Origin of the sequence: Streptomyces antnestii, from assembly GCF_004005495.1 — a bacterium.
Taxonomy (GTDB): domain Bacteria; phylum Actinomycetota; class Actinomycetes; order Streptomycetales; family Streptomycetaceae; genus Streptomyces; species Streptomyces antnestii.
Genome location: NZ_RZYA01000024.1, coordinates 66746 through 82696 on the forward strand (window position 1 = coordinate 66746; position 15951 = coordinate 82696).

16 protein-coding genes are annotated in these 15951 nt (G+C 70.6%); 5 read left to right on the forward strand and 11 right to left on the reverse strand.

Features of this window, described 5'->3' with window-relative positions; genetic code table 11:
* Window positions 1-158: 158 nt before the first annotated feature.
* Window positions 159-1613, forward strand: a complete 1455-nt coding sequence (locus EOT10_RS34575) for a zinc-dependent metalloprotease (RefSeq protein ID WP_127832337.1) — start codon at window positions 159-161, stop codon at window positions 1611-1613.
* Complete coding sequence (locus tag EOT10_RS34580; RefSeq protein ID WP_127832338.1) at window positions 1610-2143, forward strand: NUDIX hydrolase; 534 nt, start codon at window positions 1610-1612, stop codon at window positions 2141-2143. The genes EOT10_RS34575 and EOT10_RS34580 overlap by 4 nt, the downstream gene beginning before the upstream one ends.
* A gap of 57 nt (window positions 2144-2200) precedes the next feature.
* Here EOT10_RS34580 and EOT10_RS34585 read toward each other — a convergent pair whose 3' ends face one another.
* The 4 genes from EOT10_RS34585 to EOT10_RS34600 form a co-directional block, all read right to left on the reverse strand.
* Window positions 2201-2956: an AIM24 family protein gene (locus EOT10_RS34585; RefSeq protein WP_127832339.1), complete on the reverse strand. Its 756-nt coding sequence runs from the start codon at window positions 2954-2956 to the stop codon at window positions 2201-2203.
* 16 nt (window positions 2957-2972) lie between these two features.
* A complete protein-coding gene (locus tag EOT10_RS34590; protein ID WP_127832340.1) occupies window positions 2973-3653 on the reverse strand; it encodes an AIM24 family protein in 681 nt (226 codons plus the stop codon).
* Window positions 3654-3664: 11 nt separating this feature from the next.
* The gene (locus EOT10_RS34595) at window positions 3665-5368 is read right to left on the reverse strand and encodes a TerD family protein (RefSeq protein ID WP_127832341.1); all 1704 of its coding nucleotides are present in this window, start codon (window positions 5366-5368) and stop codon (window positions 3665-3667) included.
* 199 nt (window positions 5369-5567) lie between these two features.
* A complete protein-coding gene (locus EOT10_RS34600; protein WP_127832342.1) occupies window positions 5568-6164 on the reverse strand; it encodes a M48 metallopeptidase family protein in 597 nt (198 codons plus the stop codon).
* 217 nt (window positions 6165-6381) lie between these two features.
* Between EOT10_RS34600 and EOT10_RS34605 the strand changes: the two genes are divergently transcribed.
* Together EOT10_RS34605 and EOT10_RS34610 are read left to right on the forward strand one after the other, a co-directional pair.
* The gene (locus EOT10_RS34605) at window positions 6382-7599 is read left to right on the forward strand and encodes a ThiF family adenylyltransferase (RefSeq protein ID WP_127832343.1); all 1218 of its coding nucleotides are present in this window, start codon (window positions 6382-6384) and stop codon (window positions 7597-7599) included.
* A 41-nt stretch (window positions 7600-7640) separates the two neighbouring features.
* Window positions 7641-9002: an ABC1 kinase family protein gene (locus EOT10_RS34610; RefSeq protein WP_127832344.1), complete on the forward strand. Its 1362-nt coding sequence runs from the start codon at window positions 7641-7643 to the stop codon at window positions 9000-9002.
* Between the two features lie 53 nt (window positions 9003-9055).
* Here the strand turns inward: EOT10_RS34610 and EOT10_RS34615 are convergent, their stop codons facing one another.
* From EOT10_RS34615 to EOT10_RS34635, 5 genes are all read right to left on the reverse strand, one after another.
* A complete protein-coding gene (locus EOT10_RS34615) occupies window positions 9056-9271 on the reverse strand; it encodes a hypothetical protein (protein ID WP_127832345.1) in 216 nt (71 codons plus the stop codon).
* An 85-nt stretch (window positions 9272-9356) separates the two neighbouring features.
* Window positions 9357-9680: a hypothetical protein gene (locus EOT10_RS34620; protein ID WP_127832346.1), complete on the reverse strand. Its 324-nt coding sequence runs from the start codon at window positions 9678-9680 to the stop codon at window positions 9357-9359.
* The gene (locus EOT10_RS34625; RefSeq protein ID WP_127832347.1) at window positions 9677-10045 is read right to left on the reverse strand and encodes a WhiB family transcriptional regulator; all 369 of its coding nucleotides are present in this window, start codon (window positions 10043-10045) and stop codon (window positions 9677-9679) included. The genes EOT10_RS34620 and EOT10_RS34625 overlap by 4 nt, the downstream gene beginning before the upstream one ends.
* A gap of 171 nt (window positions 10046-10216) precedes the next feature.
* Window positions 10217-10540, reverse strand: coding sequence for a hypothetical protein (locus EOT10_RS34630; protein WP_127832348.1), 324 nt, complete (start codon window positions 10538-10540; stop codon window positions 10217-10219).
* Between the two features lie 162 nt (window positions 10541-10702).
* Window positions 10703-12970, reverse strand: a complete 2268-nt coding sequence (locus tag EOT10_RS34635; RefSeq protein ID WP_431313354.1) for an ATP-dependent DNA helicase UvrD2 — start codon at window positions 12968-12970, stop codon at window positions 10703-10705.
* 172 nt (window positions 12971-13142) lie between these two features.
* Here EOT10_RS34635 and EOT10_RS34640 point away from each other — a divergent pair, with 172 nt between their 5' ends.
* Window positions 13143-13385 carry a mycoredoxin gene (locus tag EOT10_RS34640; RefSeq protein WP_127832349.1) on the forward strand — a complete coding sequence of 81 codons (243 nt, stop codon included), beginning with the start codon at window positions 13143-13145 and terminating at the stop codon, window positions 13383-13385.
* A gap of 84 nt (window positions 13386-13469) precedes the next feature.
* Here the strand turns inward: EOT10_RS34640 and nudC are convergent, their stop codons facing one another.
* Window positions 13470-14420, reverse strand: a complete 951-nt coding sequence (nudC, locus tag EOT10_RS34645; protein WP_189492452.1) for an NAD(+) diphosphatase — start codon at window positions 14418-14420, stop codon at window positions 13470-13472.
* An 89-nt stretch (window positions 14421-14509) separates the two neighbouring features.
* Window positions 14510-15949 carry a dipeptidase gene (locus EOT10_RS34650; RefSeq protein ID WP_127832350.1) on the reverse strand — a complete coding sequence of 480 codons (1440 nt, stop codon included), beginning with the start codon at window positions 15947-15949 and terminating at the stop codon, window positions 14510-14512.
* Window positions 15950-15951 lie beyond the last annotated feature (2 nt).

Consider the following 15951-nt stretch of genomic DNA (forward strand, 5'->3'; position numbering starts at 1 on the left):
CGCGTATGACGCGTGCGTACCAGGAGGCATCCATCCTGCCGCAGGCCATGAGTCGGCGAAGCACCGAGGCCCGATCGCGTCATGGTGTCTACGCTGGGTGTGTAGTCGGGCAATCGCCGCCGGGACAGAACCGGTGGCCTTACCAGCCGAGGAATCCCGTGAGTGACACCCCATTCGGATTCGGCCTTCCGCCGGAGGAGCCGGACGACGGCGACGAGGGCAAGAAGAAGGACCAGCAGGGCGGGGGCGGTCAGGGACCTGCCAACCCCTTCGGTTTCGGAGGTCTGCCCGGCGCCGGCGGCGGGGACAACCCGTTCGCCGCGATGTTCGGTTCCCTGAACCCCAACGACCTGGGGGCCGCGTTCCAGCAGCTCGGCCAGATGCTCTCGTACGAGGGCGGCCCGGTGAACTGGGACATGGCCAAGGACATCGCCCGCCAGACGGTCTCCCAGGGCACCGCTGACGGCACCAAGGACGCGAGCGTCGGTCCCGCCGAGCGCTCGCAGGTCGAGGAGGCCGTGCGCCTGGCCGACCTGTGGCTCGACGACGCGACGTCGCTGCCGTCGGGCGCCGGGTCCGCCGTGGCCTGGAGCCGCGCCGAGTGGGTCGAGGCGACCCTCCCGGTGTGGAAGGAGCTCGTCGACCCGGTCGCCGAGCGCGTCGGCCTCGCCATGGGCGACGTCCTTCCCGAGGAGATGCAGGCCATGGCCGGCCCGCTCATCGGGATGATGCGCTCCATGGGCGGCGCCATGTTCGGCTCGCAGATCGGGCAGGCCGTGGGCGTCCTCGCGGGCGAGGTCGTCGGCTCGACCGACATCGGTCTGCCGCTCGGCCCGGCCGGCAAGGCCGCGCTGCTCCCGGTGAACATCGAGTCGTTCGGCAAGGACCTCGGCATCCCCAAGGAGGAGGTGCGGCTCTACCTGGCGCTGCGCGAGGCCGCCCACCAGCGGCTCTTCTCGCACGTGCCGTGGCTGCGCTCGCACCTGTTCGGTGCGGTCGAGGGGTACGCGCGCGGCATCAAGGTCGACACGGCGAAGCTGGAGGACGCGGTCGGCCAGCTCGACCCGCAGAACCCGGAGCAGCTGCAGGAAGCGCTTCAGCAGGGCATGTTCCAGCCGGAGGACACCCCGGAGCAGAAGGCCGCCCTGGCCCGCCTGGAGACCGCTCTCGCGCTCGTCGAGGGCTGGGTCGACGCCGTGGTGCACGCGGCGGCAAAGCCGCGCCTGTCGTCGGCCGACGCGCTGCGTGAGACGCTGCGCCGCCGCCGGGCGACCGGCGGTCCCGCCGAGCAGACGTTCGCCACGCTGATCGGCCTGGAGCTGCGTCCGCGCCGCCTGCGGGACGCCTCGCGGCTGTGGGCCTCGCTGACGGACGCGCGCGGTGTGGACGGGCGCGACGGCCTGTGGGCGCACCCGGACATGCTGCCGACGGCGTCGGACCTGGACGACCCGGACGGCTTCGTCCACCGCGAGCAGCTGGACTTCTCCGAGCTCGACAAGATGCTCGGCGAGGCGGCGAGCGGCGGCGGCGACCTGGGCGGGCCGAACCTGTCCAAGGGCGACGGTGAGCCCGATCACGGCCAGGACGACTCCAAGGACGACGAGGGCAAGTGACGCTGCACGACGACGCGGTCCTGGTGCTGAAGACGTACGAGGTCCGGGGTGAGCAGGTCGAGCTGCGCCAGGCGTATCTCGACCATGTCGCCGCCCACCCCGACGACGCTCTGTGGAAGTCCTGCACGGACGGCCACCTGACGGCGAGCGCCCTGGTCATCGACCCCTCGCGCGGCCGTGTGCTGCTCACGCTGCACAAGAAGCTCCAGATGTGGCTGCAGATGGGCGGTCACTGCGAGCCGGGCGACGTGACGCTCGCGGACGCCGCGCTCCGTGAGGCCACCGAAGAGTCCGGTATTCCGGGGCTGACGCTGCTGGCGGGCGGCCCGGTTCGGCTCGACCTGCATGCCATCCCGGGGCCGTGCACCCGGCATTTCGACACCCAGTACGCGGCCCTCGCGCCCGCGGACGCGGTCGCCGCCATCAGCGACGAGTCCCTGGACCTGCGCTGGTTCCCGTACGACCAGGTCGCGGACGTGGCGGACGACTCCGTCGTACGCCTGGTGGAGGCGACGCGCGCCCGCCTGTGAACGGGCATGGGTAAGGGGCGGTCACCATGGTGACCGCCCCTTACCCATGTGTGGGGGTCAGCTCCAGACGTTGCCCTGGTTCTGACCGTGTGCGCCCTGCTGGCCCATGCCGTACTGGGCGCGCAGGCCGCCGCCGATCACGGCGTTCTGCGGCGGCAGCAGCTCGCTGGGCTGGACGAGGGCGTAGCCCTGGCCCATGAAGCTGAGCTCCCAGCCCTCGCCGGTGTTGCCGCGGCGCCGCCACACTCCGGAGGAGTGCGTCTGGGCCTGCATCTGCACGCGCAGGCCGTTCGACCAGGCGACGACCGCGTCCGCGTCGGCGTTGACGTACTTGTCCGGGGTGACCTGGAGCATCAGCGGCTGCCCCGAAGTCATCAGGGCGACCTTGCCGCGTCCGGTGATGTTGAGCTGGTACTTGCCGGAGCCGGAGATGCCGTACTGGCTGTCGACGGCGACGACCTGGTGGCTGAGCGACGAGTCGAGCGCGAGGACATAGCTGCTGTCCACGGTCAGGCCGTCCTGCTCGACCTCCACGACGTGGATGTACTGGGCGAGGTTGGCGAGGTAGACGGTGCCCTGCCCGTGGCAGCGCATCAGGTCGAGGCCCTCACCCGTGTGGGCGCGGGCGCGCCGCTGACCGGAGGTCTGGATCTCGCCGTCGAACTCGACGAGGCCCTGGTAGGCGACCATGGCGCCCTTGCGGGCGAGGATGTCGTCGTGGCCCTGCAGGGCGACCCGCAGCATCTGCGGGTTCTGGACGGTGTAGCGCTCCTGGGACTGCGCTTCGGAGTGCGCGAAAAGCGGGCTCTGCATGATGTTCCGTTCCCCCTCAGCCCCGCACCCGGAGGCGGTCGGTGCTGTCCTCACTGGGCTGTACGACGACGATGCCCTCTCCGGAGAAGCCCATCTGGTAGGCCTCGCCGCTGCCGCGCCCGATGAGCGAGCCGGCCTTGAAGCTGCGCTTGCCCTTCACCTTGAGGTTCGGGGACCAGGCGATCAGCGCGTCAGGGTCGACATACGTCTCGTCCTCCCCGCGGCCGCAGTCGACGACGATGGGCGTGCCCCGGGAGGTCAGAGCGACATAGCCCTGACCCGAGATCTTGATGTTCCACAGGCCCTGTCCGGCGAACTTGGCGAGTCCCTTGACGCGCTCGACGCCCCACTGGAGGTGCGCGTCGAAGGCGAGCAGGTTCGTGCCGTTCACCGAGATCGAGTCGCCGCCGAGGTTGATGACGACGATCTCGGCGCCGTAGTCGGCGAGGTAGAGCAGGCCGTCTCCGGAGGCCTTCATCAGGGGTGCGCCCTCGCCGGTGATCCAGTCGCGGGCGATCTGGCGGACGGCGGGCGGGTTGGGCTCGTACTGGACGAACCCTTCGTAGGCGACCATCGAGCCCACGCGCGCGAGGAGGTCGTTGCCGGTCTGCATGGCGACCTTCAGCATGTTGGCGCCGTGGTTCTCCATGCGGGCGGCTACCGGGGTCGGGGCGTAGCCCGCGAGCGGCTGGTTCATGACGGGCTCCCTCAGACCTCGAACGGCTGGACGACGATGAAGTTCCCTGGCGCACCTCGGAACTGGAGGTTCACGCTCTCCCCGCTGTGGCCGGGGTAGGCGTTGTAGCGCATGCGCACCTGGCTGGACACGATCGCCTGCGCGGCGGCGGACCAGGCGACGACCGCGTGGCAGTCCGCGAACGTCGTCGGCGTCACCGGCAGCACGACGGGCGTGCCGTGCGTCTTGACGACGACGGTGCCCGTGCCCTGGAACTGCATCACGAACAGGGCGCCGCCGGGGATGCCGTGCCCCTCGATCCGGCGCACCTCGTGCTGGAGACGCTCGTCGAACGCCAGCACGTTCTCCGCGGACACGCAGATCGCGTCGCCCTGGAGCTCGATGGGGTGCAGATGCGTGGCTTCTTCCGCGAGGAAGACCTGCCCGCGGCCGGTGCAGCGCATCAACTGCATCTCCTGGCCGGTGGCGTTGCCCACGATGCGGCCGGCGAAGCCCGCGCCCTTGTAGCTGAACTCGACCTTGCCCTGGTAGAGCACCATGCTGCCCTGACGCGCGAGCACCGGCTGGTCGTCGGCGCCCAGGTCGACGCGGATCAGCTTCTTGTTCTGCAGGGTCCACCGCTGTCCGGTGGGCGCCTCACGGTACCCCTGCAGTGCGGCGGCGACGCCCTGGGCGCCTCCTCCTTGCGGGACTCCTTGGGGTGCGCCGTACGGCGACGGGGCCACCGACTGGCCCGACAGGGGCCCGGCCGGCTGCCCGTAGCCAGGGGGCGGGGTGGGCGCCGGCGGCTGGTGCCCGTAACCGGGAGGCGGGGTCGGCGCGTGGGGCTGCTGCCCGTAACCGGGGGGCGCCGTCGGCTGACCGTAGCCCGGGGGCGGGGGCGCGGTCTGGCCGGGCACCTGGCCGATCGGCGGCGCGTGCGGGGAGGGCGCGGCCGGCGGCTGCATGCCGCCGGGCGGTGTGCCCAGCGGCGCGACGATCGTCTGCGCCGCGTGCACCGACGGCGGGGCCGGAGCGGGCGCGGGCGGCGGCGTGGCTCCCTGCGGCGGCGCGAAGTTCTGCTGGGCGGGCTCCGGCGCGGGCGCGGATGCCGTGGGTGCGCCGAACGCGGGGGGCGCGGTGGCCTGCCCGGGCGGCGCGAACGACGGCGCACCGGCCGCCTCCTGGGGCGCCGGCGCGGGCTCCTCCTCGGCGACCTCTCCGCCGAAGTTCTTCAGCAGTGCGTCGAGGCCGCCGTCGAACCCCTGCCCGACGGCCGCGAACCGCCAGACGTCCTTCAGGTAGAAGTCGCCCAGCATGACGGCCCGCTCGGTGGAGAACTCCGCGCCGTTGAACGAGTAGCGGGCGACCTCCTCGCCCCCCGCGACGATCCGTACGTATCCGGGGGCGATCTGCGACATCTGGCCCGCGCCGTCGATCGTCGCGGTGAACGACAACTTCTGGATGTTCGCCGGGATCCGGTCGAGCGTGACGCGGAAGGACTCGGTGTCACCTGCCTGCGCGCCGAGAAGCTGAATCGACTCCTCGGGTGATTTCGGCTGATTGAAGAAGACGAAATACCGGTCGTCCGAGAGCCGTTCGTCGGCGTCGAGACCGAAACAGCTGATGTCGAAGGTCAGCCCGGGGCCCGTGATCTGCACACCTACGTACAGATCCGTGCCTGCGGTGAGGTCACTGATCCTGGCCTTGTGGCCGCGTTGGAATTCCCTGGCCATGCGTAACGACCGTCCCCCATCCCGAAGGTGAATACGTTGCGTCAGGCTAACCGCAAACGCTGACAACGACGGCAGCCGGTACAGCCCTGGTACACAACGGGCACGTCGCAACCGGGATCAGCGAACACGGCCGGCGGCCCCTCACGACGGTCACCTTTCGTGAGCGGTCACTCTTCGCTGCGGTCACTTTTCGCGGCGGTCACTCTTCGCGAGCGCCCGGCAGGTGCGGCAACCGGTCGGCCGCGACGACACCTTCGAGATAACCCCGCGCCCGCTCGGTACGCGGATACGCCTCAAGGAGACGCCAGAACCGCGGCCCGTGTCCCGGCACCAGCAGATGCGCCAACTCGTGCACGAGCACGTAGTCGACCACGTACTCCGGCATGCCCTGCAACCGGTGCGACAGACGGATGCTGCCCTCGGACGGCGTGCACGACCCCCAGCGCGTGTTCTGATTCGTCACCCAGCGCACCGACGTGGGACGCGCCCGGCCCTCGAAACACTGCTCGGACAGCCGCTCGGCCCGCTCCGTGAGCTCCGCGTCCCCCAGAACCCGCTTGCTCTCCTGCGCCGCCAGCTTGTCGAGCATGACGGTGACCCAGCGCTTCTCCTCGGCCTCCGACATCCGGGCCGGAATCAGCACCACGGTCCGGTCGCCCTCCCGGTACGCAGAAACTGTTCTGCGCCGGCGGGCGCTTCTGCGGACCTCGACCGCGCTCGCCCGCGAACCGCCTGTCGGCGGGCTGGTCGTGCTGCGCTGCGTGTTCGTGGCACGGTGCAGTGGGTCGACGGGCACGCCCCGACGTTACCCGCTGCACATGGGGGAAGTCCCGCCTCCGGGAGTCTTCGGTGCGGCCCCGCACCCCTCTTCCGCGACTTGTACTACTAACAACTCCCACCTGTGGATAACTTTTCACACCAATTCCCCCCCGCCGTGCATCCTGGCAATCAGCCGACGCGCCAACCGGAATTCCGAACCGCGCCACGGCCACATGCACATCACGGGGGAACATATGGGCACTTCACCACCGACAGCCACGCATCCGGTCCTGAAAACGGCACTGCGACGCGGCTGGCGCGATCTCAACACCGTCCAGTTCGGCGTCGCTCCCGCCCACGCGGTCGTCCTGGGCCCGGTCGACACCGCGACCGGCACCTTTCTCACCCTCCTCGACGGCACCCGCGGCGTACCGCTGCTGCGCGAGGAAGGCCGCCGGATGGGGCTGCCCGACGGACATGTCGACGCGCTGCTCCATCGCCTGACCAGGGCCGGACTGATCGACGACGCCACCGGCGGCGGGCCGGCGTTCGACGCGCTCCGCAAACGCAAAGGAGCCCTCGACCGTCTGCGCCCCGACCTGGCGGCCCTCACCGTCCTGTCCCCCGAACCAGCCGCGGGAGCCCAGAAGTTGGCGGCCCGGCGCACCCTGCGCGTCCAGGTCAGGGGAACGGGCCGGGTCGGCACGGTCATCGCGTCCGTCCTGTCCGCCGCCGGCATCGGCCACGTCGACGTACGCGACGGAGGCTGCGTCGAACCCTGGGACGTCGCCCCGGGCGGACTCCCCGCCGAATCCGTCGGCGAACGCCGCGACACCGCCGCCCACCGAGCCGTACGCAGGGCCGCTCCCTACCGCCCACCCCGCCCGGACCGCCGCGCCGGCCCGCCACATTCCCAGCCGTCTTCCTCATCCCAGCCCCCGCCCCAGGCCCTGTCCCATTCCGAGGAAGCGCCCCTCGCCCTCGCGATCATCGCCCCGCGCGACGGCCTCTCCGCCCACACCCCCGACCCGATCGCGGCCGAAGAACTCGTCGACTCGGGAACACCCCACCTCTACGCGGGCGTCATCGAGGCCACCGGAGTCGTGGGCCCCCTCGTACTGCCCGGCGGCACGGCATGCGCCGGCTGCCTCGCACGGGACCGCGCGGACCGCGACCCCACCTGGCCCCGGCTGATCGCCCAATGGCGTTCCGGGCACCAACAGCACGTCCCCGCATGCGACGTGGCACTCGCCACCGCCGTCGCCGGACTCGCAGCCGCCCACGCGCTGGCCTTCCTCGACGGCGAACTGCCCGCCAGCACCGGAGCCCGCTGGGAAGCGTCGTCCCCCGGCCTCGACTGGCACGCCCGCCCGGTATGGGCCCATCCGGACTGCCCGTGTGGAGCAGACAGACGGAGTAAGGGGGAGCAGACCTCGGAAGGTGAGGAGCAGCACGACACAATGGCCGGGTAACCGCCGCAGGCGGCACGGCAGTCTGGGACTTGGAGGGGCGCATGTCTGATCTTCCCCGGAAGGCGGTAACCCGTACCGCCAAACTGGCCGCGCTGCCACTCGGCTTCGCCGGGCGCGCGACCTGGGGTCTCGGGAAGCGGATCGGCGGCAAGTCCGCCGAGATCGTGGGGCGAGAACTGCAACAACGCACCGCGGATCAACTGTTCAAGGTGCTCGGCGAGCTCAAGGGCGGCGCCATGAAGTTCGGGCAGGCCATGTCCGTCTTCGAATCCGCCCTTCCCGAAGAGGTCGCCGGCCCGTACCGTGCCGCGCTGACCAAGCTTCAGGAAGCCGCGCCGCCGATGCCCACCAGGACCGTCCACGCCGTCCTGACGGAACGCCTCGGTGCCGACTGGCTCGACAACTTCCGGGAGTTCGAGGACAAGCCCTCGGCAGCCGCATCGATAGGCCAGGTCCACCGGGCCGTCTGGCACGACGGCCGCGAAGTCGCCGTCAAGGTGCAGTACCCGGGAGCCGGTGAGGCCCTGCTCTCCGACCTGAACCAACTCGGCCGCTTCGCCCGCCTCCTCGGCCCCCTGATCCCCGGCATGGACATCAAGCCACTCATCACGGAGCTGCGCGACCGGGTGTCCGAGGAACTCGACTACGAACTCGAGGCGCAGGCCCAGCGGGCCCACGCCGAAGAGTTCGCCGACGACCCCGACGTGCACGTACCCGACGTGGTGCACCAGTGCGACCAGATCCTCGTCACCGAGTGGATAGACGGAACACCCCTCTCCGAGGTGATCGTCGACGGCACCGACGAACAACGCGACCGGGCAGGCCAACTCCTCGCGCGCTTCCTGTTCTCCGGCCCCGCCCGCACCGGCCTCCTGCACGCCGACCCCCACCCGGGAAACTTCCGGCTGCTGCCCGACGGAGAGAAGGGCTGGCGACTGGGCGTCCTCGACTTCGGCACGGTGGACCGGCTCCCCGGCGGCCTGCCCGAACCGATCGGCACCTCACTGCGCATGACCCTGGCGGGCGACGCGGAAGCGGTCTACGAACTGCTGTGTACCGAGGGCTTCGTCAAGGAGACGATCGAACTCGAACCCGACGCGGTCCTCGAGTACCTGCTGCCGATCATTGAGCCGGCCCTGGTCGACGAGTTCACCTTCACCCGCGGCTGGATGCGCAGCCAGGCCGCCCGCATAGCCGACCTGCGCTCCCCCGCCCACCAGCTCGGCAAGCAACTCAACCTGCCGCCCGCGTACCTCCTGATACATCGCGTGACGCTCAGCACCATCGGAGTCCTGTGCCAACTCGGCGCGACGGTACGGCTACGGGACGAGCTGGAGAGCTGGGTGCCGGGATTCGCGACGGGCGAAGACGACGCGACGCTCGGCGAAGAGACGGCCGGCTAGGGCACGGAAGGGGAGGGGGGAGGGGAGGGGGGAGGGGAGGGGCCCCCACCGGCTCACCACCACTCCGAATCCAGCCGCCCCTCGATCGCTCTCAGGTTCTCCCTGGCGCAGCGGTCGCAGTAGTGGCGGCCGGTGCCGTTCTCCACCGAGTACGTCCAGGTGGGCGGTGGGCCCTGGGCGGTGGCGCCGCAGAGGGCGCACACGGTGGTGCCGGGTTCGGGCTCGGGTTCGGGTCGCTGCGTGGAGTGCCCGTCGGGAAAAGACGTCACGTGGCGACGATATCGCCGTCTTCCGGAGGTGTGGGGCGACGCACCGCGGGGGCCGGTCCGTGGTGGACCGGCCCCCGCGAAGTGGTCACTGCATGACCGCCATGGCGAGCGCGCGGCGGGCGCGCAACGAGGCGCGTTCGGCGCGGCGTTGCATCCGACGGGCCGTCATCAGGCGCACGGCCCGGCGTTCGGCCTCGGCGGAGCGCAGCTGCTCGTGCATATGCGCACGGGCCAGCGCTTCTGGGATGAGTTGCATCTCTCGGGTCCTGTTCTGGCGCGAGTCGTTCGCACCGGTGGTGGTGAAGTCTGGGGTCGCAGAGCCGGTGGGCTCGCTGGTGGACGGCGTCATCGGGGCCTGCTTCTGGGGGTCGTGCGTCAGGGGGCGGTCGATCGTTCCTCGTGCGTTCATGCCGCGACCGGGTTCTTGCGCGGGCGGCCACGGGGCCGCTTCCGGGCTACGACGACGCCCTGGACGAACAGTTCGCCACCCCAGACGCCCCAGGGCTCACGCCGCTCCTTGGCGCCGGCGAGGCAGGCCTCGACGAGCGGGCAGGTGCGGCAGAGGGACTTGGCGTACTCGACGTCCGCCGGCGACTCCGCGAAGAAGACCTCGGGGTCGTAGGCACGGCAGGGGACGGGTACGCCGAGGTTCTCGATGGCGTTGTCGAGCGCGGTGAGCGCGGTCAGGGGGTTCAAGGTGGAGTCCTCCGTGAGGCCGGGCGGGGGGAGAGTGTCTGAAGGCGGTACTGACGGGGCGTGCGCTTCGAGTTGCACGGTGTTGTCTTCCTCGTCTGTTCGTTCCGGCCTGTGGGCCGGGTGGCGGTGGTACCGGGTCTTTTCTTGTCCCGAGGCCCCTTCGCTCTGTCGTCCCGTGCGGGCAAAACAGAAGGGCCGCGGATCCCGGGTGGGGTTCCGCGGCCCTGAAGGCGCCGGCCTGATCGAGGATCAGACTGGATCACTCCAGGGTTCGAGCCCACGGAAGGCCCACATCGTGTGGTGGTGCGTCGTCTGCTTCCGGGATCCGGCACCGGCCGCCGCAAGGGCATAGGCCTGGGCCTGTGCCGCTGCTACTGCTTCCGGTGCCTTGGTCGGTCGCTCATTGCCCTCGCGGACGGGAAGGTTCGCGAGAGACAGGAAGGACTCCGGACGGGCGGCGGGAATGCCGGACAGACCGGTGCCCAGGTTCGAGAAACCGAGCAGGCAGGAAGCGACGACCGAGCGATCGGTCATTTTGGCGGTGCTGATGAAGCTGGCGTTGATGCTGATCACTGGAATTCGCCTCCTCTCGGCGTCTCTGGGACCGGTGTGACCGGTCCGACGGCTTTAGTACAGCACGGAACCAGGGCCTCGGAGTAGAGGCGCTGTTTCCGTGCTTAAGAACCTATGGGGATTGCTGGGGCATGCGCAAACTATTTTTTCGACGAGTTTGCATCAGTCGTCCTCGTCGACTCCTCCAAGCCCGGCATCTGGGGTCTCACCTGCGCAGATGCCCAGCACGTCGGTGCCGAACCGGTTGAGCTTGCGCATGCCGACGCCGGGGATCCGGGCGAGCCCGGCAGCGTCTTCGGGCACGGCTTCGGCGATGGCGACGAGGGTCTTGTCGGTGAAGACGCAGAAGGCGGGCTGTCCGAGCTGTTGCGCCTGGTCGGCGCGCCAGTCGCGGAGTCGCTCGTAGAGGCCTTCGTCCATGTCGGAGGGGCAGTCCTCGCAGCGCATGAGCTTCATCTCGCCGGCGTCGGTGAGGGTGCGTCCGCAGACGCGGCAGCGGGCGACGGTTCTGTCTGCGCGGCGCCGGACGGGGCCGGTGGTGCTGCGGGGGGCCGACGGGGTGCCGTGTTCGATGCCGCCCTGTCCGGTGCTCGCGTTGCGCGCGGTGGCTCCGGTGGTGCCTGGCCGAATGCCGTCGAGGAAGCGGCTGGGGCGGCGGTTGGGGCGGCCGCCGGGTGAGCGGGACAGGGCCCAGGACAGGCTGAGGTGGTGGCGGGCCCGGGTGACGCCGACGTAGAGGAGGCGGCGTTCTTCCTCGATCTGTTCGTCGGTCTTGGCGTAGGTGATCGGCATCATGCCCTCGGCGAGGCCGACGAGGAAGACGGCGTCCCATTCGAGGCCCTTGGCGGCGTGCAGGGAGGCGAGGGTGACGCCTTCGACGGTGGGTGCGTGCTGGGCGGCGGCGCGTTCGTCGAGTTCGGTGACGAGGTCGGTGAGGGTGGCGGCGGGTTTGGCGCGGGCGAAGTCCTCGGCGAGGCGGACGAGGGCTGCGAGGGATTCCCAGCGTTCGCGGACGGCTCCGGAGCCGGCGGGGGGCTGGCTGGTCCAGCCTTCGCCGGAGAGGACGGCGCGTACCTGGGAGGGCAGGTCCACGACGTCGTCGAGGAGGGAGTCGTTGTTGCCGAAGCGGGCGGCGCTGCGCAGGGCGTGGCCGGCTTTGCGTACTTCGGCGCGCTCGAAGAAGCGTTCCGCGCCGCGGAGCTGGTAGGGGATGCCGGCGTCGGCGAGGGCCTGCTCGTAGATCTCGGACTGTCCGTTGGTGCGGAACAGGATGGCGATTTCTCCGGCGGAGACGCCGTCGTCGATGAGGGCGCGGATGCGGCGGGCGGTGCCTTCGGCTTCGGTGGGTTCGTCGGCGTAGTCGGTGTAGGCGGGTTCTGGTCCTCGGTCCCGTTGGGAGATGAGTTCGAGGCGGTGTTCGGCGGCGCGGCCTCGGGCGTGGGAGAGGAGGGTGTTGGCGAGGTGGACCACCTGGGGGGTGGACCGGTAGTCGCGGACGAGTTTGACGACGGTGGCGCCGGGGTGGCGGGTGCGGAAGTTGAGGAGGTGGTCGGGGGTGGCGCCGGTGAAGGAGTAGATGGTCTGGCTGACGTCGCCGACGACGCAGAGGTTGTCGCGGTCGCCGAGCCAGAGTTCGAGGAGGCGCTGCTGGAGGGGGCTGACGTCCTGGTACTCGTCGACGACGAAGTGCTGGTATTGGGCGCGGACCTGTTCGGCGATGTCCTGGCGGTCCTGGAGGATGCCGACGGTGAGCAGGAGGACGTCTTCGAAGTCGATGACGGCTCGGTCGCGCTTGAGGGTTTCGTAGGTGGCGTAGATCTGGGCGGTCTCGGCGGGGTCGCGGGGGGTGTCGCGGCCGGTTTTGGCGGCTGCGGCGGCGTAGTCGGTGGGGACGGTCTGGGTGACTTTGCACCACTCGATCTCGGCCGTGACGTCGCGGAGTTCGCCGCGGTCGAGGCGGATGCGGCAGGCGGCGGCCGCGTCGGCGACGAGCTGGATCTTGCGGTCGACGAGTCGGGGGAGGTCGCCGCCGACCGCTTTCGGCCAGAAGAACTGGAGCTGGCGCAGGGCCGCGGAGTGGAAGGTGCGGGCCTGGACTCCGCCGGCGCCGAGGTGGCGGAGGCGGCCGCGCATCTCTCCTGCGGCGCGGTTGGTGAAGGTGACGGCGAGGACGCTGGCGGGCTGGAGGATGCCGGCGCGGACGCCGTAGGCGATGCGGTGGGTGATGGCGCGGGTCTTGCCTGTGCCCGCGCCGGCGAGGACGCACACCGGTCCGTGCAGGGCGGTGGCCACGGCGCGCTGCTCGGGGTCGAGCCCGTCGAGCACCGCGTCGGCCGTGTCCGGAACCTGCGGGAAGAGGGTGGAGTGCGTTGCTGCTGTCACCCCGCCATGCTGCCAGGTCGGTGGGGGCGGGTGCGTCGGGTTGTCCACAGGGGGCGGGCGCAGTCGTATTAATGCGGCGCGTGTCACGTCCGGGGGTTCGGTCGGTGCGGCGCTTGTCACGTCCGGGGGTGCTCGGCGCGGGGCGGGGAATGGTGGCCGGGTCACGTACGTTCGACCCATTGCGAACACGTAACCCGAGCCGTAAAGGAGCCCGAGGAACATGCTGGGGACTGTGACGATGTACAGCACGACGTGGTGCGGATACTGCCGTCGGCTGAAGGGCCAGATGGACCGCGAGGGCATCGAGTACACCGAGGTCAACATCGAGCAGGACCCGGATTCGGCGGCGTTCGTCGAGAAGGCGAACGGCGGGAACCAGACGGTTCCGACCGTTCTGTTCCCCGATGGTTCGACGCTGACGAACCCCTCGCTGGCGCAGGTCAAGCAGAAGCTCGCCGCCTGACCGGGGCGTGTGCCCCGGTCAGGGTCTGAGGGCTCGGGGCCGGGGTTCTTTCTCGGGCCCGGGATTCTGTCTCGGGCCCGAGGTTTATATGGCGTCGCCCGGCTTGGGCAGGGGCTTGCCGTACCAGAGCTCGATGAGGCGGGCCGCGATCGAGATTCCGTAGGGAGGCAGGACCTCCCCGGACTCGAACGCGGCCCGCAGGTCTTCGCGGGAGAACCAGCGGGCTTCGTGGATCTCCTCGCCGTCGACGTTGATCTCGGACGAGGTGGCGCGGGCCATGAAGCCGAGCATGAGGCTGGAGGGGAAGGGCCAGGGCTGGCTGGCGACGTACTCGACGTCCTGGCCGACGACGACTCCGGCCTCCTCGAAGACCTCGCGGCGTACGGACTGCTCGATGGACTCGCCGGGTTCGACGAAGCCGGCGAGGGTGGAGAAGCGGCCTTCGGGCCAGTGGACCTGGCGGCCGAGGAGCGCGCGGTCCTCATCGTCCGTGACGAGCATGATCACCGCGGGGTCGGTGCGGGGGTAGTGCTCGGCTCCGCATGCCTGGCAGCGGCGGATGTGGCCCGCGGCGGCGATGACGGTGCGTTCGCCGCAGCGGGAGCAGAAGCGGTGCAGTCGCTGCCAGTTCTCCAGGGCGACGGCGTGCACCATGAGGCCGGCGTCCCTGGGGGACAGGAGGAGTCCGGCTTCGCGCAGGCCGGCGGGGCGTGCCGACTGGTCCATGCGGCCGGGGAGGGTGTCCTTCTGGAGCGCGAAGTAGCTGACGCCGTCGTCGTCGGTGCCCAGGAAGTAGCGGTGGGATTCCGTGAGGGGCGCTTCGAAGGCCGGGGTCATGACGAGCTCGGTGGCGCCGTCCGGTGTCTCGTCGATGAGCGCCTGTCCGCCGGAGACCACGAAGACGCGGGTGGTGGGGTGGCTCCAGGCTGCGGCTAGCCAGGCCTCGTCGAGGCGGTGGTGTGCGGCGCGGTCGATGCCGCTCGGCGCGGAGAGCGCGAGCGGACGGTCGGCTGCGTGGTCGGTCCAGGTGGTCACGGGTGCTTCCAACTCCCCCGGTGGAATGGGTGTTTCGGCGGGACGGTGCGGCTGGGCGGGTGCGGGCCGCGGCGGGCGGGGTGGCTCATTCAGGGTGCATCGCGCCAGTTCTCCGCGAGGTCGCCCCACAGGTGGGCGGCGGTTTCGACGCCCTTTTTGAGGAGGTCGAGTTCGACTTTCTCGTTGGGTGCGTGCCAGCCGTCGGAGGGGACGGAGATGCCGAGGAAGAGGACGGGTGCGTCGAGGACGTCCTGGAGGTCGGCGGCGGGGCCGGAGCCTCCCTCGCGCGTGAAGCGGATCTTCTGCTCGAAGGCGAGGCCCATGGCGCGGACGACCGACTGGAGGGCGGGGTGGTCGAGCGGAGTGAGGCAGGGGCGGGTGGCGGCGCCGAAGGTGATGGTGTGGCGGATTCCGTCGGGGAGCTGCCGGGCGACCCAGTCGGTGACGGCCTTCTCGACGTGGTCGGGGTCCTGTCCCGCGACGAGCCGGAAGGACAGCTTCAGCGACGCGGAGGACGGGACGATGGTCTTGCCGCCGGGGCCCTGGTAGCCGCCGCCGATGCCGTTGACCTCGGCGGTGGGGCGGGCCCAGATCCGTTCGAGGGTGGTGTGGCCGGCTTCGCCGTGGGTGGCGTGCGACTTGGCGGTGCGCAGCCATTCCGCTTCGTCGAAGGGGAGCTCGGCGAAGAGTTCCCGTTCGCGGTCGGTGAGGGGGGTGATGCCGTCGTAGAAGCCGGGGACGGCAACGCGCGCGTGGTCGTCGTGGAGGGCGGCGACGAGACGGGCGGCGGCGGTGGCCGGGTTGGGTACGGCGCCGCCGAACGATCCGGAGTGGATGTCCTGGTCGGGTCCGTGGAGTTCGATCTCGCAGTCGGCGAGGCCACGCATCCCGGTGCAGACGGTGGGGGTGTCCTCGGACCACATGCCGGTGTCGGAGACGATCACGGCGTCGGCGGTGAGGCGGTCCCTGTGCTGCTCGACGAGGGCGCGGAAGTGCGGGGACCCGGATTCCTCCTCGCCCTCGATGAGGAGCTTGAGGTGGACGGCGGGGGTGGTGCGGCCGGTCGCGGCGAGGTGGGCGCGCACGCCGAGTGTGTGGAAGAACACCTGTCCCTTGTCGTCGGCGGCTCCGCGCGCGTGGAGGCGGTTTCCGATGACGACGGGTTCGAAGGGGTCGGTGTTCCAGCCGTCCTCGCGGGCCGCGGGCTGGACGTCGTGGTGCCCGTAGACGAGGACCGTGGGGGCGTGCGGGTCGTCCGAGGGCCAGTCGGCGAAGACGGCGGGGGCGCCGGGCGTCTCCCAGATCTCGGTCGTCGGGAAGCCGGTCTCCCGGAGTTTCGCGGCGAGCCAGTCGGCGCTGCGGCGTACGTCGGGTGCGTGGTCGGGCTGGGCCGACACGGACGGGATACGGAGCCACTCGGCGAGGTCCTGGAGGAACGCGTCGTGGTGGGTCTCGATGTACGCACGGACGGCACTGACGGCGTCGTCGGCGCTGACGGCGTTGTCGGCGTTCCTGACTGGGTGGCTCATGT